Below are 19,584 nucleotides of genomic sequence, written 5' to 3' on the forward strand. Positions count from 1 at the left end.
CCCGGGGCCGGTCAGCCCTTGAGCAGGTCCAGCATGGCGAGCTGCTTTGCGATGCCGGCGCCATCGGGGGAGTAGATCCACGGCACCCGGGAGGTGGTGTGGTCGCCATCCTCGGAGTGGCCGCCGGCGAATACGGACTCGCTGACGGACAGCTGGCGGATGGCGATGGCGGCGACCTTGTCCGGGTTTTCGGCGGCAAAGGCGGAATAGATGGCCTCGTCATGCTGTCCGTTGTCGCCGATCAGGAGCCAGCGCATATCCGGGAATTCCTGGGCAAGCCGCTCCAGGTTGCGGTGCTTGTGGTCCTGGCCGCTGCGGAACCAGCGGTCCTGGGTGAGTCCCCAGTCCGTCAGCAGCAGCGCGCCTTTGGGGTACATGTTGCGGGTCAGGAACCGTGCCAGGGTGGGGGCAGCGTTCCAGGGGCCGGTGGACAGGTAGATGACCGGTGCTTCCGGGTGCTCGATGGTCAGCCGGTCCAGCAGCACAGCCATCCCCGGCGTGGCCATGCGCGCGCGTTCGCTGAGCACAAACGTGTTCCACAAGGCCAGGAAGGGGCGGGGCAGGGCTGTCACCATGACGGTGTCGTCGATGTCGGAGACGATGCCGAACTCCACGCCCGGGGCGATCACCTGGATCAGTGCCTCCACCGGATCGGTTCCTGCGGCCTGCAGCACGGCGGTGTGCCAGCCGGGGGACAGCTGCACGTCCACCTCGGTGTCGATCAGTCCGCCCCGGTCCGCCGTGACGTGGGTGACCACATCGCCGATGGTGATTTCGACGTCGGTAAACTGCAACGGCACCCCGGTGAATGCCCGCCAGCCGCGGACGTTCTGGTTGCCGTTCCTGGCTTCGTGCTCGGCTTTGCTTCCGGGCAGTGGCTTCTGCGTCAGCAGTACCCTGCCCAGTACCCGCACCCGGGTGGTGGAGCCGTAGCCCTGGTAGGCGATGGTCTGAGGCACGAAGTTCCACCGCTTTGCGAGCTGGATCCGGACGTCGTTCACTGCGTCCGACAATCGGTGTGCCAGCCGGAAGAACTGGCTTCCGGAAAGGGCGGTGCGGCCCTTCGTGTTCCGCCCGGTTGGGCGTGCCGTGTCCTGGGCGGGGTTCTGCGGGGCCGTGTCCATGCCACCACTCTGCCACAGGGCAGCGCCAGGCATCAGCCGTTGCCGAGGATCGCGCGCAGGGTCCGGGCGTTCCGCACGGCGTTCCCGCCGCCGTCGTTGTTGAAGTACGCGTAGACGTCGATGCCAGTGGCGTCCCACTCGCGGATCCGGTCGGCCCACCAGTGGAGGTCGGCGTCGGCATAGGATCCCCCGTACAGGTGCTCCTGGTCGGGTCCATGCAGCCGGACGTACACAAAGGGGGCGGTGGTCCGCAGGATGCAGGGCAGGTTGGCGCCGCTCATGATGCAGTAGGCCGCCTGGTGCCGCTCCAGGAGGGCAAACACCTCAGGGCAGTCCCAGCTGTGGTGCCTGAATTCCACTGCCACCCTGATCCATGGGGGAACGGCGGCGAGGAAATAGTCCAGCCGCGCATCGTCCCGCTCGAGTTGGGGCGGCAGTTGGACCAGCAGCACGGCACGTTTGTCACCGAGTTCGTGCCAGCAGCGGGCGATGCGCTCCACCCACACTTCCGGTGAATACAGCTTGCGCGCATGGGTGAGTCCCCGCGGAGCTTTGACTGACATGCTGAACCCCGGCGGCAGGCGCCTGTTCCAGCCGGCGAAGGTGGTGTCCCGGGGCCACCGGTAAAAGCTGGCGTTCAATTCCACCGTGCTGAATTCGGCGACGTAGCACTGGAGCCGGTCCCGCACGGGCAGTCCGGGCGGGTACAGGACGTTCTCCCAGTGGTCGTAGCTCCAGCCGGAGGTGCCAATGTGGATTGCCATCTGCCTCAGGCTACACCTGGACATCCCCTTCCCTTCGGAGCTCTCTGTGGCAGGGTAATGTCATGGCGCGAATCGAAGATTATGCGGTAGTTGGCGACCTTCAAACCGGGGCATTGGTCAGCAAGGAAGGCTCGATCGACTGGCTTTGCCTGCCGCGGTTCGATTCCCCTGCCTGCTTCAATTCCCTGCTGGACACGCCGGACTCCGGGCGCTGGCTCCTGGCGCCCGAAAGCGGGGGTGCCTGCACGCGCCGGAGCTACCGGGACGGCAGCCTGATCCTTGACACCGAATGGGAGACGCCGGACGGAACCGTGCGCGTCACCGACTTCATGCCGCCGCGCGATTCCGTCGCTGACATCGTCCGGATTGTGGAAGGTATCAGCGGCAGCGTCAAAATGCACGGCGAGCTGGTCATGAGGTTCGACTACGGCCACATTGTTCCGTGGGTGCGCAAGGACAAGCGCGGGCTGCACGCGATCGCCGGCCCCGACGCCGTCTACCTGGTCACTCCGGCACCCCTGCATGGCGAGAACATGCATACGGTCAGCGACTTCACCGTCAACGCCGGCGAGAAAGTGCCGTTCGTGCTGACCTGGGCCCCCAGCCATGTGGGACGCCCGGTGTCAGTGGACGCAGAAGAAGTGCTAAACAGCACCTTTGCGTTCTGGCGCGGATGGTCTTCGCAATGCACCGTCAAAGGGAAGTACCAGGATGCCGTGGTCCGCTCCCTGATAACGCTGAAGGCGCTGACCTATGGCCCCACCGGGGGCATCGTGGCCGCCGTCACAACCTCACTGCCGGAGCAGCCGGGCGGCCAGCGCAACTGGGACTACCGCTACTGCTGGCTGCGGGATGCCACCATGACACTGCAGGCGCTGCTGGCTGCCGGCTACACCGCGGAGGCCGCTGCCTGGCGGGACTGGCTGCTCCGGGCCGTGGCCGGTGATCCCGCGGACCTGCAGATCATGTACGGGATCCATGGCGAACGGCGGCTGCCCGAGATGGAGTTGCCGTGGCTGAAAGGCTACGAGAACTCGGTGCCTGTGCGGATCGGGAATGCGGCGGCCGAGCAGTTCCAGCTGGATGTGTGGGGCGAGGTCCTTGACTGCCTGGCGCTGACGCGGAACTCCTTGCTGAAGCACACGGACGAGGCGTGGGACGTGCAGATTGCACTGATGGAACACCTTGAAACCATCTGGGACCAGCCGGATAACGGGCTGTGGGAGATGCGGGGGCCGCGCCGGCACTTCACCCACTCGAAGGTCATGGCATGGGTGGCCGCGGACCGGATGGTGAAGGGCGTGCGCGAATCCGGCCTGCCGGGCCCCGTGGAGCGCTGGGAGATGCTGCGGGACCAGATCCGCGGGGACATCATGGCCAACGGCTTCGACCCGGAGCGCAACACATTTGTCCAGTCCTACGGCCGTCCGGAGCTGGACGCCAGCCTGCTGCTGATTCCCAGGGTGGGGTTCCTGCCGCCTGATGATCCCAAGGTGGTGGGGACCATCGAGGCGATCCAGCGTGAGTTGACCCAGGACGGCTTTGTGCTGCGGTACCGGCCGGAGCAGAGCGACGACGGCCTGCCCGGCGACGAGGGCGTCTTCCTGGCCTGCTCGTTCTGGCTGGTGGAGGCTTTGCTGGGTGCCGGCCGCCATGAGGAATCCCGCGAACTCTTTGAACGGCTGCTGGAACTGCGCAACGACGTGGGGCTGCTGAGCGAGGAATGGGCGGTGAAGGCGAAGCGCCAACTGGGCAACACTCCGCAGGCCTTCAGCCATTTCGCCCTTGTGACTAGCGCCCTGGAGCTGCATCAGGATACGGTTCGGCGCAGTGACACCCCCATTCCGTCGGAAGGGGCGGATTCGCGCTGAGGCGGCGCGGACCGGGGCTGTAACTTCTCCTTCGCAGGATAGATAAGTATACTTACTAACACCTCATGGAGTGCTCCCAAGCACAGCGCCGTGATTGATGGAGGAGTGATAGTTATGGCCGGATATTTTGAACTCGTTGACGCCCCTGATGGTGGATACCGGATCAGGATGATGGACGGAAGCGGGAACCTGATGGCCATCTCGGTCACCTTCCCCACCAAGAGGGCCGCTGTGGCAGGCGTTGCCATGGCCCGGGAAATCGCCGGCACGGGCCTCATCCGGGACAAGAGCCTGGACGGGGCCGGATCCGTGATCCGCGACCGCGTCCGCCCCGTCAGCTCTCCAAAGGAGGAGGCGGCCCGGCGCAAGAAGGCGCCGGAGGTACGACGGGCAGCGGTGGGCTGATGCCGGATTCCATCACACCCCCTGGCGGCACGCGCCGGGGGGTCCTCTTTGACGTTGACGGGACGCTGATCGATTCGTCCTACATCCACACCATCGCCTGGTGGGGTGCCTTCCGCCAGTACGGCCATGACGTGCCAATGGCGGCCATCCACCAGCTCGTGGGCATGGGCGGCGCCCGGCTGGTGGACAACCTCCTGCCGCCAGCCCGGGACCGTGACGAGGATGAGGACATTATGGCCAGCCATGGCGCGCTGTATGCCTCGCACTGGCCATCGCTCCGCGCCCTCGACGGGGCCAAGGAACTGTTGGGCCAGTGCCATGCGGGCGGCCTGGCGGTGGCGCTGGCTTCTTCGGCGCGCGAGCGGGACCTGCAGGTGATGCGCTCCGTTCTGGACGCCGATGCCTTCATCGATGCCGCCACCAGTGCGAACGATGCGAAGGAAAGCAAGCCTGCGCCGGACATCCTGGAGGCAGCCCTCGCTGCGGCGGGAGTTGACGCCGCAGGCGCCGTCTATGTCGGCGATGCGGTGTGGGACATGAAGGCGGCAGGGGCGCTGGGAATCCCCGCCATCGGCGTTACCTGCGGGGGGATCCAGGCAAGCCAGTTGCGCGAGGCCGGCGCAGTGGAGGTCTATGACGGGCCGCGCCATCTGCTGGAAAACCTTGGCTCCAGTGCCATTGGCCGGCTGCTCGCCCTCCAGCCAAACCCCTGACGGACCCGGTGGCTGGTGGCTAGAGCGGCTGGCCGCCGGGCACCGATTCCTCGTCGCCCGCAATGGCGGGCTTTACCCAGGACACCACGACCTTGACTGAGCCGTCGTCGTTCCGTTCGATGTCCGTAGCCACCTCGGATGCCGGCGCGCCCATGTCCGCGATCCGTGTGCGGTAACTGTTGACCAATTCCACCAAGCTGTCCTCCGTCCATTCGCCCGGACGCATGCGGGTGGAGATTTCGACCGGCTCCGGCTGGTACAGCGACATGGCGTTCCGCTTTCACGTGGTCTTCTTCCCTGCCCTTCCTACGCTAGGAGCAGTCGACGGCGGCCACAAGGTTTTTATCAGCATGCTTACTTTTTTCGCGTAAAACCGATAGCGTCGAAGAAAGGGTGCCTGCGGGCATCCTGGCCGCCCTCTGAAGAACCCGGGGGCAAGACAGAGCGAAAGGGAGACTGTGAAAGCACTGACGTGGCAGGGAAAACGGTCGGTAAGCGTGGAGGAAGTACCCGATCCCGTTATCCAGGAACCGACCGATGCAATCATCCGGATCACCTCCACCGCCATCTGCGGCTCCGACCTCCACCTCTATGAGGTCCTGGGGCCCTACATGCACAAGGGCGACGTCATCGGACATGAACCGATGGGCATCGTGGAGGAAGTGGGAAGCGGCGTTACCAACCTCCGCAAGGGTGACCGCGTGGTGATCCCGTTCAACATCGCCTGCGGTTCCTGCTACATGTGCAAGCAGGGCCTGCAGTCCCAGTGTGAAACCACCCAGGTGCGGGAGAAAGGGTCCGGCGCGGCCCTGTTTGGCTACTCCGAGCTGTATGGGTCCGTTCCTGGCGGCCAGGCCGAATTCCTGCGGGTTCCGCACGCCGACTATGGTGCGGTCAAGGTGGGATCCGAGCTTCCGGACGAACGCTACCTCTTCCTCTCGGACATCCTCCCCACCGCCTGGCAGGCCGTGGAGTACGCCAACGTGCCGCCCGGCGGAACGCTCGGGGTCTTCGGCCTGGGACCGGTGGGCCAGTTCGCCAGCCGGATCGGGGTGCAGCGGGGATTCCGCGTGGTGGGTGTGGACCCCGTTCCCGAACGGCGGGAGATGGCGGCCCGCCACGGAGTGGAGACCTTCGACTACACCAAGGACATCGCGGAGGAACTGCGGGAGATGACCGACGGAAGGGGCCCGGACGCAGTGGTTGACGCCGTCGGAATGGAAGCCCACGGTTCTCCCCTAGCCGGCTTCGCCCACCAGGCGCTGGGACTCCTGCCGGACAAGCTCGCCCAGAAAGCGATGGAGACCGGCGGCGTTGACCGGCTGGCCGCGCTCCATACCTCCATCGACGCCGTGCGGCGCGGCGGCACGGTCTCCTTGAGCGGTGTGTACGGCGGAACGGCCAGCCCGCTGCCGCTGCTGACCATGTTCGACAAGCAGCTGCAATTGCGCATGGGCCAGTGCAACGTGCGCAACTGGACGGATACGCTGCTTCCACTCGTGGAGGACGAGGCCGACCCGCTGGGTGTCATGGACCTGGTCACCCACAGGTCGGGCCTGGAGGGCGCCCCGGCGCTGTACGAAAAGTTCCAGAAGAAACAGGACGGCTGCATCAAGGTGGTCCTCAACCCCGGCGTTTGAGCAGCGTGACGTAAAAAGCGGAGGCCGTTATGGACAGTCCATAACGGCCTCCGCTGCTGCCCGGGAGAGACCAGGGAGCACCTAGGTGAGCTTCACCTGCCGGTTCATGTCCTTGTACAGGAGATAGCGGAACTCGCCGGGGCCCCCGGCGTAGCAGGCCTGCGGGCAGAAGGCGCGCAGCCACATGAAGTCGCCGGCCTCCACCTCCACCCAGTCGTTGTTCAGCAGGTACATGGCCTTGCCCTCCAGGACGTACAGGCCGTGCTCCATTACGTGGGTTTCCGGGAACGGAATGACGCCGCCCGGCTGGAAGGTCACGATGTTCACCTGCATGTCGTGGGCCAGGTCGTTGGAATCCGTGAAGCGGGTGGTCTTCCAGACGTCGTTGGTGTCCGGCATGGAGGTGGGCTCCACGTCCTTTTCGTTGGTGACGAAGGACTTGGCCTCGAAGCCCTCGAGCCGTTCGTAGGCCTTCCGGATCCAGTGGAAGGACACCACATCGTCCGAGACGTTTTCCAGGCCCCACTCCGACCCGGCTGCCAGGTAGGCGTAGCCGCCTTCCTCCAGCTGGTGCAGTTCGCCGTAGAGGGTGAGGTTGACCTTGCCGCGGGTCACGAAAATGACGCCTTCCACGCCTGCCTCGAACTCGGCCTTGGGTGCGCCGCCGCCCGGGCCGATTTCCACGATCAACTGCGAGAAGGTAGTGGCGAAGCCCGAGATGGGCCGGGCGATGATCCAGGAGCGGGTGTTCGAAAAGCCCGGCAGGTTGGACGTGACGATATCCGTCATCACGCCCTTCGGGATCACCGTGTACGCCTCGGTGACAATGGCCCGCTCGGTGGTGAGGTGCGTCTGCGGAGGCAGGCCGCCGGTGGGGGAGTAGTACTTGCCCATGAAGAGAGATCCTTAGCTAGGAGTTGGAAGTGGTGGCGAGCCGCGGGTGGGCCAGTCCGGTCAGTTGCGGAATTCCGACGCCGGCAAGCGCCTGGACTTCCTCCGCACCGACGGCGCCGCACTGGACGCCGCGCAGGACGAAGGCTGCCAAGGCACGGGCGGTGGCGGGTTCGTCCATGACGCCGCCGTCGGTCTGCTCCACGTAGTTGCGCAGGCGGGCCGCGGCGGCGGGCAGGCCCTGCCGGTAGAAGGCGTAGGTGGCGGCGAAGCGGCTGGGCAGCTGGGCCGGGTGCAGGTCCCAGCCCTGGTAGTAGCCGCGTTCCAGTGACCGCCGGACCAGGCGGCCGTGCAGCTGCCAGGCGTTCTCCACGTTATCGCCCACGGGAATGATGTTGGTGGATCCGTCGGAGAGCCGGATGCCCGTTCCGGCCACGGCCAGCTGCATGACTTCCTTGGCGAAGTCGGCCACCGGGTGCTCCATGGACTGGTATTCGGCCGAGATCTGCAGTGACGCGGAGTAGTCGTACGTGCCGTAGTGCAGGCCGCTGATCCTGCCGGGTACGGCGTGCGGCAGCTGCGCCACCGGCGATGTTCCTTCCGGCCCCAGGATCAGCTGCGGGGTCTCCACCTGCACCTCGAAGCGGAGCCTTCCCGCCGGGAGTGAGTGGACTTCCTCGAGCCGGGACACGGCGTAGTCCATGGCCTGGACCTGGGCCACGGTGGCGACCTTAGGCAGGGTCAGGACCAGGCCTTCGGGCAGTTCGCCCGCCGCGGCCAGGCCGGAGACGAACAGGTCGAGGGTCCGGAGGCCGCGGGCTCGGGTCGGAGTCTCGAAGCACTTGAACCGGATCCCAATAAATGGGGGCGCAGTGCCCGCAGCGACCGCGCCGGCCACGGCGGAAGCCGCGGCAACCGCGGCGGCATCCTCGGCGTCGTCACCCCTGTCCCCGAACCCGTCTTCAAAGTCCAGGCGCAGGTCCTCGATCGGCTCGCTGGCCAGCTTGGCTGCCACGCGCGGGGCGACGGCCTCCGCCAGCGCCGCGTCCTGGCCCAGCAGCGCGCCGAGCTTTTCCAGGCCGCCGTGGGCGTTGGCGGTGGCCAGCGCCTCGGCGCCCCAGTCGGCAGCGAACGACGCCGTGAACCGGTCCGCGGGCACGTAGACCGTGTGCACGGGCTGGCGTGAGCCGTCGTCGCCCGGGTAGTTCTGCTCCAGCAGGCGGTCCGTGGCGGCCAGCTGCCCGTCGATGGCCGCCAGGTCCCCGGCGGTCAGTGACGTTTTGGGTGATGCTGCCATGCCTCAGCCCACCAGTTCGTAGGCCGGGGTGGTGAGGAAGTCGGTGTAGTCCTCGGACAGGCAGATGTCCGCGATCAATTCGCTGGCCGGCTGGTAGTAGCGGCGGAACGCCTCGTCGCCGAATTCGGTGCGGAGCCGTTCGGTCTCCTCGGCCAGGATCCGCTCCACCAGTTCCTTGGTCACGGTGTTGCCGGTGTCCGCGAGCACGGACTTGTTGCGGATCTGCTGCCACACCTGCGAGCGGGAAATTTCCGCGGTGGCGGCGTCCTCCATCAGGTTGTGGATGGCCACCGCACCGTTTCCGGAGAGCCAGACGGCCGTGTAGGCAACGGCAACATAGAGGTTGAGCCGGAGGCCTGCCTCGGTGACCTGGCCGTCGGCGGAGGAGACATCCAGCAGCTGCTCTGCCGTGACGTTGACCTCCGGGCGCTGCTTGTCCACCTGGTTGGGCTTGTCCCCGAGCACCGAGTCAAAGACCTCGCGGCAGGTGGGCACCAGGTCCGGGTGCGCAACCCAGGAACCGTCGAAGCCGTCGTTTGCCTCGCGGGTCTTGTCCGCGCGCACCTTTTCAAAGGCGGCTTCGGTGACTTCGGGGTGCCGCCGGTTGGGGATCACAGCAGCCATGCCGCCCATGGCGAAGGCGCCGCGCTTGTGGCAGGTCTTGACCAGGAGCTCGGTGTAGGCGCGCATGAAGGGGGCCGTCATCACCACGGAGGCGCGGTCAGGCAGGACGAATTCCTCGCCGGCATCACGGAAGTACTTGATGATGCTGAACAGGTAGTCCCAGCGGCCGGCGTTCAGGCCGGAGGCGTGGTCCCGCAGTTCGTACAGGATCTCGTCCATCTCGAACGCGGCCGGGATGGTCTCGATCAGCACGGTGGCGCGGATGGTGCCCTGGTTCAGTCCCAGGAAGTCCTGGGCGAAGACGAACACGTCGTTCCACAGCCGTGCCTCGAGGTGGCTCTCCATCTTGGGCAGGTAGTAGTACGGGCCCTGCCCGTTGAGGACCAGCTGCTTGGCGATGTGGAAGAAGTGCAATCCAAAGTCCACCAGCGCACCCACCGCGGGCTCGCCGTTGACCAGCAGGTGCTTCTCCTGCATGTGCCAGCCGCGGGGGCGGGCCACCACGACGGCGAGCGGCGCGTCGGTGCGGAGCCGGTACTCCTTGCCTTCGTCCGAGGTGTAGCTGAGCGTGCCCTGGGCGGCGTCACGGAGGTTCAGGATGGCGTCGATGACGTTCGCCCAGGTAGGGGTGCTGGCATCTTCGAGGTCCGCCAGCCATACCTTGGCGCCGGAGTTCAGGGCGTTGATGGCCATCTTTGCCGGTGACGCAGGCCCGGTCATCTCAACCCGGCGGTCCTGCAAAGCCGCCGGTGCAGGCGCAACTTTCCAGTCGCCGTCGCGCACGTCCTGCGTCTCCGGCAGGAAGTCCAGCTTGCCGGTCTCGGCCACCCGCTGCCGTTTGGCGGCGCGGGCCGCCAGCAGTTCGTTGCGGGTGCCGGCGAACCGGTTGTGGAGTTCCTCGATGAAGGCCAGTGCCTTCGGGGTGAGGATTTCCTCTGCGCGGGCGATGGGCCGGGGATCTGTGACGGTGATGGCCATTTCTGGTCCTTTCCTTTGGCTGGAAGTCGGGCGGTCAGGCGGAGGCGAGTGCCGGCTCCGCTGCGGAATCGGCCGGTTCGGCAGCCGTTGCAACGTTTGAGGCCTGGGCGGCAGCCGCGACGGCGGCCGCGACGTCGGCTGTCACGTGCGGGTCGAAAATGCTCGGAATGATGTAGCTCGCATTGAGCTCATTATCATTCACCCGGTTGGCGATTGCCTCCGCGGCAGCCACCAGCATTTCCGGGGTAATGTCGCTCGCGCCCACGTCCAGGAGCCCGCGGAAGAGGCCGGGGAAGGCCAGGACGTTGTTGATCTGGTTGGGGAAATCGCTGCGGCCGGTGGCCACGACGGCGGCGTGCCGGGACGCGACCGTTGGGTCCACCTCCGGGGTGGGGTTGGCCATGGCGAAGACGATGGAGTCCTTGGCCATGGAAGCGATGTGTTCCTCGCCCAGGATGTTCGGGGCGGAGACGCCGATGAACACGTCGGCTCCCACCAGGGCCTCGTGCAGGCTCCCGGAGAAGCCCTCCTGGTTGGTGTTGTCCGCGATCCAGGTGCGGTGCGGATCGTTATAGGTCTCGCCCTTGTGGATTGCGCCGGAGCGGCCGGCGGCCACGATGTGACGGGCGCCCTGGGCCTTGAGTAGCTGGATGATGGCAGAGCCGGCGGCGCCGACCCCGGAAACCACGATCCTGACGTCCTCAATCTTCTTGTCCACCACGCGCAGGGCGTTCACCAGGGCTGCCAGGGTCACGATGGCCGTGCCGTGCTGGTCATCGTGGAAGACCGGGATGTCCAGTTCCTCGCGCAGGCGGGCCTCGATCTCGAAGCACCGGGGGGCGGCGATGTCCTCCAGGTTCACGCCGCCGAAGACGGGGGCCAGGAGCTTGACGGTGCGGATGATTTCTTCGGTGTCCTGGGTATCCAGGCACACGGGCCAAGCGTCAACGTTCGCGAACTGCTTGAAGAGGGCGGCCTTGCCCTCCATGACGGGGAGCGCGGCAGCGGGGCCGATGTTGCCCAGGCCCAGTACAGCGGAGCCGTCGGTGACAACAGCCACGGTGTTGCGCTTGACCGTCAGGTTGCGGGCGGCGGCGGGGTCCTCGGCGATGGCGAGGCAGACGCGGGCGACGCCGGGGGTGTAGGCCCGGGAGAGATCGTCGCGGTTGCGCAGCGGAACCTTGGGGACCACCTCGAGCTTGCCACCGAGGTGCATCAGGAAGGTGCGGTCCGAAACGTGCTGGACCGTGACGCCGTCGAGGGCGTTGAGGGCGTCCTTGACGCGTGCTGCGTGGGCGTCGTCGGTGGTGTTGCAGGTGACGTCGACCACGAGGGTTTCGTGGTGTGACTCGGTGACGTCCAGTGCGGTGATGGCTGCGCCGGCGGCTCCGACGGCTGCGGCAAGCTCGCTGGTGGCGCTGAAGCTTGACGGTGCTTCCACGCGCAGGGTGATCGAATTTCCGGGGCTGGGGTTCGCCATTGAATGTCCTCCTGTTAGGCCTTGTCCGGCTTCTGCTCTTATCCGAATATTTTCGTATTATGGATATTATTATCTACTTTATGGAAACACAACCCCTCGTATTACGACTGGCGGTCCACGTCGCCGCCGTAACCCGGGTGCTGTATCTTGGGTGTTCTAAGCAACTCTTTTCACGATGCGGATAAGAGTTGTCGGATTCCGAGCCGTAGGAGACAACGGAATGGCAGAAAAAGCCTCTGGTGGGGTGCAGTCGGTAGAGCGCGTCTTCGAACTGCTGGAGCTCATCACCGATGCCGGCGGTGACGTCACGCTCAGCGAGCTCTCGTCCTCCACTGACCTGCCGTTGCCCACCATCCACCGGCTGCTCCGCACCCTGGTGTCGCTCGGCTACATCCGCCAGTTGCCTAACCGGCGCTACGCACTGGGCCCCCGGCTCATCAGGCTGGGGGAGGGTGCCAACAAGCAGCTCGGCGCCCTGGCCCAGCCGCAGCTGAAGATCCTGGTGGACCGGCTGGGGGAAACCTCCAACATGGCCGTGCTGGATTCGGACATGGTGATCTACGTGGCCCAGGTGCCGTCGCTGCACTCCATGCGCATGTTCACCGAGGTGGGCCGGCGCGCCCATACCCATGCCACCGGCGTCGGAAAGGCAATCCTGGCCCAGCTCGATGACGATACTGTCCGCGGCATTGTGGCCCGCGCCGGAATGCCCACCCCCACTGCCAAGAGCATCGGCGACGTGGATGAACTCCTGGCCGACCTCAAGCTCATCCGCGAGCGGGGCTACTCCATCGACGAGGAAGAGCAGGAACTGGGTGTCCGCTGCTTCGCCATGGCTGTGCCCAACGCCCCCACCCCCAGCGCGATTTCGGTATCCGGACCTGTCTCCCGGGTGGACGGCGACTTCGCCGACAAAGCCGTGCCCGTCCTCCGGGAAGCGGCCGAGGCCATCTCCCGCGAGCTCAACCGCACCTGAGGCGCCTGCCCTGTACGGGCGGCACCAGCCACGCACGACGGCGGCCCCTCCTTTTCGGAGTGGGCCGCCGCCATCCCCACCCGCACCCTGGCCTCGCAAGCTCGGCCAGGGAACCCTGCGGGCGTGGGCCCTTGCGGGCGGAGTCAGTGCTCCGGCGCCTTCTCGGCTGACTGGACGGGGACTTCCTTGCCGTCGCAGTCGATGAGCCTTCCGTTCTCGAAGCGGTCGCCCTCGGCCAGGCAGCGGAGGTCCTCGGCGCGCACCAGCCGCTCCGTTCCGGCAACGAACACCGACTGGTTGTCAGAATTCCCCGCCCGGAGGTGGTTGAACAGCAGGTTCAGCAGGATCGCCATCACGGCCGCTGAGCTGATGCCGGAGTGGAAGATGGTGCCAAACCAGGACGGGAACTGGTCGTAGAACGCCGGGGCGGCGATGGGGATCATGCCGAACCCGATGGAGGCAGCCACCACGATCAGGTTCATGTTGTTCTTGTAGTCCACCTTGGACAGGGTCCGGATGCCGCTGGCGGCAACCGTGCCGAAGAGCACGACGCCGGCACCTCCGAGGACAGGCGTCGGCACCGCTGCGACCACCCGGCCAAGGACCGGCAGCAGGCCAAGCACCACCAGGATGACGCCGCCGGCGCTGACCACGAACCGGCTCTTGACGCCGGTGATGGCCACCAGGCCCACGTTCTGGGCGAACGCGCTTTGCGTGAAGGAGTTGAACAGCGGGGAGATGGCGCTGGAGAGCATGTCCGCCCGCAGGCCGTTGCCGATCCGCTTGGAGTCCACCTTGGTGCCCACAATCTCGCCCACCGCGATGATGTCCGCGGACGTCTCTGTGAGGGTGACCAGGATGACGATCAGCATGGAGATGATGGCGGCCAGCTCAAACGTGGGCGGCCCGAAGGCGAAGGGGGTGGGGAAGGCGACAATCTCGCCCTGGCCCACCTTCGAGAAGTCGGCCATGCCGAAGACGAAGGCGATCAGCGTGCCCAGGACCATGGCCAGCAGGATGGAAAGCCGGGAGATGGCAGCGCTGCCCACCTTGCTCAGGAGCAGGACGATGCCCATGGTGGCCGCTGCCAGGCCGATGTTCGCGACGCTGCCGTAGTTGGGCGCCTTGCTGTTTCCGCCCATGGCCCAGTTCGCGGCGACGGGCATCAGGGTGAGGCCGATGGTGGTGATCACGGTGCCTGTGACGACAGGCGGAAAGAACCTGATGATCTTTGAGAACAGCGGCGTGATCAGCAGGCCGATCAGGGAGGCTGCGATGACCGAACCGAAGACGGCCTGGATTCCCCCGCCGCCGTGGACGATGGCCACCATGGTGGAGACCCCGGCGAAGGAGACGCCCTGTACCAGCGGCAGCTGCGAACCGAAGAAGGGGACGCCCACGGTCTGCAGGATGGTGGCCAGGCCGCCAACGAAAAGGCAGGCCGCAATGAGCAGGCCGATGTCCTGGGAGTTCATTCCTGCGGCTGCGCCAATGATCAGGGGAGGGGCAATGATGCCGCCGTACATGGTGAGGACGTGCTGGAAGCCGTAGGCAAACATGCTTCCGATCGGGAGGCGCTGGTCCTCGGGGCGGGAAGGCCGTGCACCTTTTTCGGCGGCTGCAGGGGCCAGTTTCTTCTTGGTGTTCATGGCAGACTTTCTTGGTTCATGGCAGACGTCATCGTCTGGCTAACTGGTGTCTGGCTAACGTTGTCCGGCTAACGGGGTGAAAGCTGTGGGGCGGCTCCGACGGGCCCAGCCGCGAAATGGGTGGCTGGGCCCGTCGGGACGCTGTCGGTGTTGTGCTCTAGCAGAAGCCGGCGATGCCGGACCAGGCTGCGGGGGCTGCCGCAGCGTCCTCGCGCTGGACGGTGGCCTCGATCAGGCCGTACGGGCGGTCCGCCGCGAAGAAGACCTCGTTGGGGTTGTCCAGGCCGAACGGCGAGAGGTCCACCAGGAAGTGGTGCTTGTTGGGCATGGAGAACTTGATCTCGTCGATTTCGCTGTGTGCCTCCAGCACCTTGGCGCCCATGTCGAACAGGGTCTGCTGCAGTGCGTGGGAGTAGTTCTCGGTGAAGCCTTCGAGCAGGAGGCCCTTGACGTCGTCGTAGCTCTTGTTGAAGTCCAGCGCGCTGAAGTCGGTGCCGGTCTTGAAGCGCCAGCGGGCTGAGACATCGGTGGCCAGGATGCGGTCGGTGGTCTCAGGCAGCGTGGTGTAGCGGTCCCGGGGGTAGCCCACAAAGCCGGACTGGGTGGATTTGAGGACGGTGAGGTCCTTCAGTCCCGAGACCAGGTGGCTGGTGGCGCCGTCGCGGACCAGGACCGCCGTGCGGACTTCCTGGCCGTTGCGGACGAACGAGTGGTCGTGTTCGCTGCCGTGTGCCTGGATGCGGTTCCAGGCGTAGGACTCTGCTTCCCAGCGGCCGCCGGTGACCCAGTCGAAGCTGGAGGTGAAGTGCTCGCCCAGGCGCAGCAGGAACGCTTCCGGTGAGCCGATGCCGTCGCGGGCGAAGGCGTAGATGGTGTTCTTCTGGGTGTCGGTGGCCACCACGTGGGCATTGTCGCCCTCCAGGTGGGCTGCGGCGAAGTCGCCCCGCAGCTGCGAGGTGACGTTCAGGTCTTCGATCTCGTGGCGGTTGGTGTCCCTGGTGATCTTGACGACGCGGACTTCTGCCTTGCCGTACTGGTTTTCGCCGAGGATGATCTTGCTGCTCATGGTCTGTTCCCAATCTCCGGTAAGTGGAACCAAGGTTCCATCACTGAAATTAAGCGCGCGTTTCAAGCGCGTTTCCGGTGGAGCCGACCCAACAAAAAAGAGCCGGCATCCATTGATGCCAGCTCATTACGACCCTGCCTGCTGCTCCCAGGTTACGTGACGTGCGCCACGAGTTGCCTAACAGCGTACCCCCGCAATCCGGTGGTGTACATCACAGGGCGAAAATTCATTTTGTGACTGCCCGGCCTGCATTCCTTCCTCAGCAAGGCATTGACGGCGCCGGGCACCCCTACTTACACTTTTCATATAGCAATAACTATTTTCCGAGATACGGAAACGCTATGAGGAACAGGAGGAGCAGATGAACCCCCAGGAGCAGAACCAGGTAGTGGAATTTCCGGCACCGGGCCAGGAGTTGTACCTGCCCTTCGGAGCCAGTGACCCCGACTTCTACATTCCCGCGGACCATGAGCGGCGGGCCGGAGGATTTTCCCGCTGGCTCCGTGCCCTTCCGGTCTTCGGCCGGCGCTGACCAGACGGCAGCCAGCCATCAGGAGCCGGAGCCTCCAGGCCACTGTTTACCGGCCCAGGGGTCGTAGTCCGCGATGAGTTCCTCCTGGAGAGGACGTTCAGCCTCGGGTACGTGCTGCAGGTTCACCCGCACCCGGTACCAGAGCGAGCTGGACCCGCGCATGCCGTCCACCAGGACATCGGCGGGCTGGAGGGCGGGTACGACGTCGGCGTGCCGGGTCTTCCATTCATCGAGCGCCGCGAGTGCTTCGGGCTTGGTCCTGGTCCGGGCAACCTCGATGAGCGGCATCAGTGATTGCCGGCGTCCGGAGCCGTCGCCGCTGCGTGGCGCCTTCTCCGCCGGCCCCAGCTTTTCGGCAAGGGCCAGGAGGCCGTCCAGCCTGCCTGCCGCGCCGTCAATGCCGGCATGCGGATCGCCGATCTCTGCGAACCGCTCCAGGACGGCGGGCACCGTGAACTGCTCCGGCCGGGCAGTGCGCACCTCTTCCCAGGTGAGCGGTGTTGACACCCGGGCATCGGGCAGGGGCCTGACGGAGTAGGCAGAGGCCACGGTGCGGTCCTTGGCATTCTGGTTGAAGTCCACGAATACGCTCTCGCCGCGCTCTTCCTTCCACCACCGTGCGGTGGCCAGGCCGGGAGCGCGGTGTTCCACCTCCCGGGCCAGGGTTTCGGCGGCGAGCCGGACGTCCCGATAGGACCATTCCGGGGCAATGCGGACCAGGATGTGCAGTCCCCGTGAACCGCTGGTCTTCGGCCATCCCACCAGCCCAACATCGTCCAGGACCTCCTGCGCCACATACGCCACGTCCACGATCTGCGACCAGTCCACGCCCGGCATGGGGTCCAGGTCCACCCGGAGTTCGTCCGGGTGCTCCAGGTCCTCCGCCCGGACCGGGTGTGGGTTCAGGTCCAGACAGCCGAGGTTGATGACCCAGGCCAGGCCGGCCGCATCGCGGATCACCGCTTCCTCGGCCGACGTTCCGGATGCGTAATGGAGCGTGGTGGTGTCGATGAAGGGCGGGTGGTTTTCCGGGACCCGCTTCTGGAAGAAGGGCTCGGCGTCGATGCCCTTGGGAAACCGCTTGAGCACCATGGGCCGGCCGCCCGCGCCCCGCAACGCACCGTCCGCCACGGCCAGGTAGTACCGCACCAGGTCAAGCTTGGTCAGCCCAGGCTGGGGAAAGACCATCTTGTCCGGGCTGGAGATCCGGACTTCCTCACCATCGATGTCCAGGATCTCGGCCGGCGTCTTTGACGGAGTCATGGCGCCACGCTAGCAGTTGGCCGGGAAAGCGTCAGCCGTCAGCGCGGGCCATTAACCAGGCGCCGTGCCGCGGCCGAGTGTTCGGCAATCAGGCCCGGGGCGTCCAGCCCGGGTATTTGCCCGTCCACCACGCGCCACTGCCCGCCCACCATCACCCGGTCTGCCCGGTCCGCGGCACACAGGAGGAGGGCGGAAATGGGATCGTGGCTGCCGGAGAACCGCAGGTCGTCGAGCTTGAACAGGGCCAGATCCGCCTGCATCCCCGGTGCCAGCTGGCCCAACCCTGGCCTGCCCAGGGCGGCGGCGGAACCGCGGGTGGCCCAGCCCAGCGCCCGCTCCACCGGAACATCCGCGCCATAGCGCAGCCGCTGGAGGTAGAGGGCCTGCCGCGCCTCCAGGATCATGTTGGAGGCATCGTTCGACGCCGAGCCGTCCACGCCCAGCCCCACCGGCACTCCGGCGTCCTCCAGCTCCAGGACCCTGGCAATGCCGGATGCCAGCCGCATGTTGGAGGTGGGGCAGTGCGCCACGGCGGTTCCCGCGGCCCCCAACCTGCTGATCTCGGCGTCGCTGAAGTGGATGCCGTGCCCCAGCCAGGTGCGGTCCGTCAGCCAGCCCACGCTGTCCAGGTAGTCCACCGTCCGGAGCCCGAACATCTCCCGGCAGAAGTCCTCCTCGTCGAGGGTCTCCGCCAGATGGGTATGCAGGCGGACGTCCAGCCGCTCCGCCAGCGCCGCACTCTCGGCCATGATCTCTTTCGTCACCGAGAACGGCGAACACGGCGCCAGGGCGATCTGGATCACCGCGTCGTCGCCGCGCTCGTGGTACCGGCCCACCAGGCGCTCGCTGTCTTCCAGCACCACCTCCGGAGGCTGCACCGTGGACTGCGGCGGCAGGCCGCCGTCGTCCGTTCCCAGCGTCATGGAGCCCCGGGTGAGCGTGGCCCTCATGCCCAGCCGGCGCACTGCCGCCACCTCGATGTCGATGGCGTCCTCGAGGCCTGCGGGAAAAAGGTAGTGATGGTCGGCAGCGGTGGTGCAGCCGGAGAGCAGCAGCTCGGCGAGGGCCACCGTCGCGGCCAGTTCCAGGTCCTTGGGGGTGAGTCGGGCCCACACCGGATAAAGGTTCTGCAGCCACGGGAACAGCGGTGCATTTGCCACCGGACCCCAGGCCCGGGTGAGGGTTTGGTAGAAGTGGTGGTGTGTGTTGATCAGGCCCGGCAACAGCACGTGGCTGCCGGCGTCGAACGTTTCGGTGCAGGGCGCGGATGGCTGCTGCCTCGCTGCCAGGACCTCGGCAATGACGCCGCCGCTGACCACCAGGCCACCTGAAGCGTCGAGGCTGTTGGCGGTGAAAGCGGCCTGCGGGTTTTTGATCCACAAGCGGGAAGCGGGTGCGTTGGATTGCGTCATGACGGTCCTTCTCTGAGCGCTGATGGTTTTCAATCCAGCTCAGTGAAGCCCTGTCTGCTGATCCAGGTGCCCGCAGCCTGCAGGGCAGGACGGGTGGGATCAGCCTAGGAAAACGCCCCCTCCTGCGTCAACGGGAGTCTTTGTGACTGCCCGGCCGGCACGGACGTGAAGGCGCCGAAACATCGATTTCACATTACGAAATTAAATTTCCAGAAAACTATGGCGCGGCCCACACAGCGGTGCTAATCTCGATTCTGCCAAAGGCGGGCGCCCGAACCCGGGAAGCTATCTACCAGGCGCAACTTAACCTTCACAGCACATGCTGAAGCCTGGTAACCGTTCGCACCTGGTTCTACTGGTCCTGCGCAGCACCAGGCTTCCCGGCAAAAGGAAGTCGCATCATGAGTACCACCGTCACGGCCGAACAATTTTTGGCCCGCTCCATCCGGCTGGCAACGGCCAACGTCCTCAACAGCGGAGGCCCCTTCGGCGCCATGATCGTCACGGCGGACGGCCAAACGTTCGACGGCGTCAACCGCGTCACCGCGGACAACGATCCCACCGCCCACGCCGAAGTCACGGCCATCCGCACAGCCTGCCGCGAACTCGGCACCTTCGACCTCAGCGGCGCCACCCTCTACACCAGCTGCGAGCCCTGCCCCATGTGCCTGGCCTCCGCGCTCTGGGCCCGGGTAAGCCGTGTTGTGTACGCCGCGGACCGCCACGACGCCGCCTCCGTCGGCTTTGACGACGCCGTGTTCTACGAATACTTCGAAAACCAGGACAGGGACTCCCTGATGCCGGTATCCAAGCTGGAGCTGGGCGATCCCCAGGCCCCGGCCCCGCTGGAGCCGTTCAACACCTGGAACACGCTCGAATCCAGGATCGACTACTAGGCC

18 protein-coding genes are annotated in these 19,584 nt (G+C 66.0%); 7 read left to right on the plus strand and 11 right to left on the minus strand.

The features are described from left to right. Positions 1–11 precede the first annotated feature (11 nt). Both ACR65K_RS18240 and ACR65K_RS18245 read right to left on the minus strand, forming a co-directional pair. A complete protein-coding gene (locus ACR65K_RS18240; RefSeq protein ID WP_440154407.1) occupies positions 12–1,124 on the minus strand; it encodes an App1 family protein phosphatidate phosphatase in 1,113 nt (370 codons plus the stop codon). 32 nt (positions 1,125–1,156) lie between these two features. After that, a complete protein-coding gene (locus ACR65K_RS18245) occupies positions 1,157–1,888 on the minus strand; it encodes a DUF72 domain-containing protein (RefSeq protein ID WP_440154408.1) in 732 nt (243 codons plus the stop codon). 44 nt (positions 1,889–1,932) lie between these two features. Between ACR65K_RS18245 and ACR65K_RS18250 the strand changes: the two genes are divergently transcribed. The 3 genes from ACR65K_RS18250 to ACR65K_RS18260 all read left to right on the plus strand — a co-directional run bounded on the left by ACR65K_RS18250 (position 1,933) and on the right by ACR65K_RS18260 (position 4,877). After that, positions 1,933–3,759, plus strand: coding sequence for a glycoside hydrolase family 15 protein (locus ACR65K_RS18250; protein ID WP_440154435.1), 1,827 nt, complete (start codon positions 1,933–1,935; stop codon positions 3,757–3,759). A 114-nt stretch (positions 3,760–3,873) separates the two neighbouring features. Further along, positions 3,874–4,164 (plus strand): hypothetical protein, encoded by a 291-nt coding sequence (locus ACR65K_RS18255; RefSeq protein WP_440154409.1) that lies wholly within the window; start codon positions 3,874–3,876, stop codon positions 4,162–4,164. Then, positions 4,164–4,877, plus strand: a complete 714-nt coding sequence (locus tag ACR65K_RS18260; RefSeq protein ID WP_440154410.1) for an HAD family hydrolase — start codon at positions 4,164–4,166, stop codon at positions 4,875–4,877. The genes ACR65K_RS18255 and ACR65K_RS18260 overlap by 1 nt, the downstream gene beginning before the upstream one ends. Positions 4,878–4,896: 19 nt before the next feature. Here ACR65K_RS18260 and ACR65K_RS18265 read toward each other — a convergent pair whose 3' ends face one another. Further along, positions 4,897–5,145, minus strand: coding sequence for a hypothetical protein (locus tag ACR65K_RS18265; RefSeq protein ID WP_440154411.1), 249 nt, complete (start codon positions 5,143–5,145; stop codon positions 4,897–4,899). 190 nt (positions 5,146–5,335) lie between these two features. Here ACR65K_RS18265 and ACR65K_RS18270 point away from each other — a divergent pair, with 190 nt between their 5' ends. Then, positions 5,336–6,517, plus strand: a complete 1,182-nt coding sequence (locus ACR65K_RS18270) for a zinc-dependent alcohol dehydrogenase (protein WP_440154412.1) — start codon at positions 5,336–5,338, stop codon at positions 6,515–6,517. An 81-nt stretch (positions 6,518–6,598) separates the two neighbouring features. On the opposite strand, the gene ACR65K_RS18275 is transcribed toward ACR65K_RS18270, so the two are convergent. The 4 genes from ACR65K_RS18275 to ACR65K_RS18290 are packed head-to-tail and all read right to left on the minus strand — an operon-like array spanning position 6,599 to position 11,787. Continuing rightward, the gene (locus ACR65K_RS18275; protein ID WP_440154413.1) at positions 6,599–7,411 is read right to left on the minus strand and encodes a bifunctional allantoicase/(S)-ureidoglycine aminohydrolase; all 813 of its coding nucleotides are present in this window, start codon (positions 7,409–7,411) and stop codon (positions 6,599–6,601) included. A 16-nt stretch (positions 7,412–7,427) separates the two neighbouring features. Continuing rightward, complete coding sequence (locus tag ACR65K_RS18280) at positions 7,428–8,705, minus strand: DUF6986 family protein (protein ID WP_440154414.1); 1,278 nt, start codon at positions 8,703–8,705, stop codon at positions 7,428–7,430. A 3-nt stretch (positions 8,706–8,708) separates the two neighbouring features. Then, positions 8,709–10,307: a malate synthase A gene (aceB, locus tag ACR65K_RS18285; RefSeq protein WP_440154415.1), complete on the minus strand. Its 1,599-nt coding sequence runs from the start codon at positions 10,305–10,307 to the stop codon at positions 8,709–8,711. Positions 10,308–10,341: 34 nt separating this feature from the next. Beyond that, positions 10,342–11,787 (minus strand): NAD-dependent malic enzyme, encoded by a 1,446-nt coding sequence (locus tag ACR65K_RS18290; RefSeq protein WP_440154416.1) that lies wholly within the window; start codon positions 11,785–11,787, stop codon positions 10,342–10,344. Between the two features lie 220 nt (positions 11,788–12,007). On the opposite strand from ACR65K_RS18290, the gene ACR65K_RS18295 reads away from it, so the two are divergent. Beyond that, on the plus strand, positions 12,008–12,763 hold the full coding sequence (locus tag ACR65K_RS18295; protein WP_440154417.1) for an IclR family transcriptional regulator: 756 nt from the start codon (positions 12,008–12,010) through the stop codon (positions 12,761–12,763). A 143-nt stretch (positions 12,764–12,906) separates the two neighbouring features. On the opposite strand, the gene ACR65K_RS18300 is transcribed toward ACR65K_RS18295, so the two are convergent. Both ACR65K_RS18300 and pucL read right to left on the minus strand, forming a co-directional pair. Next, a complete protein-coding gene (locus ACR65K_RS18300) occupies positions 12,907–14,412 on the minus strand; it encodes a nucleobase:cation symporter-2 family protein (RefSeq protein ID WP_056330092.1) in 1,506 nt (501 codons plus the stop codon). Between the two features lie 157 nt (positions 14,413–14,569). Further along, positions 14,570–15,478, minus strand: coding sequence for a factor-independent urate hydroxylase (gene pucL / locus ACR65K_RS18305; protein ID WP_056330095.1), 909 nt, complete (start codon positions 15,476–15,478; stop codon positions 14,570–14,572). Between the two features lie 361 nt (positions 15,479–15,839). On the opposite strand from pucL, the gene ACR65K_RS18310 reads away from it, so the two are divergent. Further along, positions 15,840–16,010: a hypothetical protein gene (locus ACR65K_RS18310; protein WP_200946117.1), complete on the plus strand. Its 171-nt coding sequence runs from the start codon at positions 15,840–15,842 to the stop codon at positions 16,008–16,010. Between the two features lie 18 nt (positions 16,011–16,028). On the opposite strand, the gene ligD is transcribed toward ACR65K_RS18310, so the two are convergent. Both ligD and ACR65K_RS18320 read right to left on the minus strand, forming a co-directional pair. Next, positions 16,029–17,273 carry a non-homologous end-joining DNA ligase gene (ligD, locus tag ACR65K_RS18315; protein WP_440154418.1) on the minus strand — a complete coding sequence of 415 codons (1,245 nt, stop codon included), beginning with the start codon at positions 17,271–17,273 and terminating at the stop codon, positions 16,029–16,031. A 38-nt stretch (positions 17,274–17,311) separates the two neighbouring features. After that, the gene (locus tag ACR65K_RS18320; RefSeq protein WP_440154419.1) at positions 17,312–18,685 is read right to left on the minus strand and encodes an 8-oxoguanine deaminase; all 1,374 of its coding nucleotides are present in this window, start codon (positions 18,683–18,685) and stop codon (positions 17,312–17,314) included. A 401-nt stretch (positions 18,686–19,086) separates the two neighbouring features. Between ACR65K_RS18320 and ACR65K_RS18325 the strand changes: the two genes are divergently transcribed. Next, positions 19,087–19,581 (plus strand): nucleoside deaminase, encoded by a 495-nt coding sequence (locus ACR65K_RS18325; RefSeq protein WP_056330103.1) that lies wholly within the window; start codon positions 19,087–19,089, stop codon positions 19,579–19,581. Positions 19,582–19,584 lie beyond the last annotated feature (3 nt).

The sequence above is a fragment of the Arthrobacter sp. SAFR-179 genome (assembly GCF_059414945.1).

Bases quoted from the DNA above. Each gene is read 5' to 3' on its own strand.
- ligD (WP_440154418.1), bottom strand. From the start codon at position 17,273: ATGACTCCGTCAAAGACGCCGGCCGAGATCCTGGACATCGATGGTGAG.
- ACR65K_RS18255 (WP_440154409.1), top strand. From the start codon at position 3,874: ATGGCCGGATATTTTGAACTCGTTGACGCCCCTGATGGTGGATACCGG.
- ACR65K_RS18240 (WP_440154407.1), bottom strand. From the start codon at position 1,124: ATGGACACGGCCCCGCAGAACCCCGCCCAGGACACGGCACGCCCAACC.
- ACR65K_RS18245 (WP_440154408.1), bottom strand. From the start codon at position 1,888: ATGGCAATCCACATTGGCACCTCCGGCTGGAGCTACGACCACTGGGAG.
- ACR65K_RS18280 (WP_440154414.1), bottom strand. From the start codon at position 8,705: ATGGCAGCATCACCCAAAACGTCACTGACCGCCGGGGACCTGGCGGCC.
- ACR65K_RS18265 (WP_440154411.1), bottom strand. From the start codon at position 5,145: ATGTCGCTGTACCAGCCGGAGCCGGTCGAAATCTCCACCCGCATGCGT.
- ACR65K_RS18310 (WP_200946117.1), top strand. From the start codon at position 15,840: ATGAACCCCCAGGAGCAGAACCAGGTAGTGGAATTTCCGGCACCGGGC.
- aceB (WP_440154415.1), bottom strand. From the start codon at position 10,307: ATGGCCATCACCGTCACAGATCCCCGGCCCATCGCCCGCGCAGAGGAA.
- ACR65K_RS18325 (WP_056330103.1), top strand. From the start codon at position 19,087: ATGAGTACCACCGTCACGGCCGAACAATTTTTGGCCCGCTCCATCCGG.
- ACR65K_RS18290 (WP_440154416.1), bottom strand. From the start codon at position 11,787: ATGGCGAACCCCAGCCCCGGAAATTCGATCACCCTGCGCGTGGAAGCA.
- ACR65K_RS18295 (WP_440154417.1), top strand. From the start codon at position 12,008: ATGGCAGAAAAAGCCTCTGGTGGGGTGCAGTCGGTAGAGCGCGTCTTC.
- pucL (WP_056330095.1), bottom strand. From the start codon at position 15,478: ATGAGCAGCAAGATCATCCTCGGCGAAAACCAGTACGGCAAGGCAGAA.
- ACR65K_RS18320 (WP_440154419.1), bottom strand. From the start codon at position 18,685: ATGACGCAATCCAACGCACCCGCTTCCCGCTTGTGGATCAAAAACCCG.
- ACR65K_RS18260 (WP_440154410.1), top strand. From the start codon at position 4,164: ATGCCGGATTCCATCACACCCCCTGGCGGCACGCGCCGGGGGGTCCTC.
- ACR65K_RS18300 (WP_056330092.1), bottom strand. From the start codon at position 14,412: ATGAACACCAAGAAGAAACTGGCCCCTGCAGCCGCCGAAAAAGGTGCA.
- ACR65K_RS18275 (WP_440154413.1), bottom strand. From the start codon at position 7,411: ATGGGCAAGTACTACTCCCCCACCGGCGGCCTGCCTCCGCAGACGCAC.